We start from the raw sequence: 227 nt of genomic DNA, 5'->3' as shown, positions 1-227 counted from the left end.
TGCGGTACGGGTAATTAATCACTAACTAGAAGCTTTTCTCGGCAGTGTGACATCTGGCGCTTCCCTACTAAAATTCGGTCCTCGTCACGCCTTGTCCTTAGCGATAAGCATTTGACTCATCACCAGACTTGACGCTTGAACACACATTTCCAATCGTGTGCACACCATAGCCTCCTGCGTCCCTCCATCGTTCAAACATGATTAACTAGTACAGGAATATCAACCTG

General features: G+C 46.7%; 1 rRNA gene. It reads right to left on the bottom strand.

Annotation, left to right across the window (positions count from 1 at the left end):
* Positions 1-227, bottom strand: a 23S ribosomal RNA gene (locus HF569_RS12245); the annotation flags it as partial.

The sequence above is a fragment of the Levilactobacillus tujiorum genome (genome assembly GCF_012641185.1).
GTDB classification, from domain to species: Bacteria; Bacillota; Bacilli; order Lactobacillales; family Lactobacillaceae; genus Levilactobacillus; species Levilactobacillus tujiorum.
Note: the sequence above shows the minus strand (reverse complement) of the source record. Positions and strands in the feature narration are given on the sequence as shown.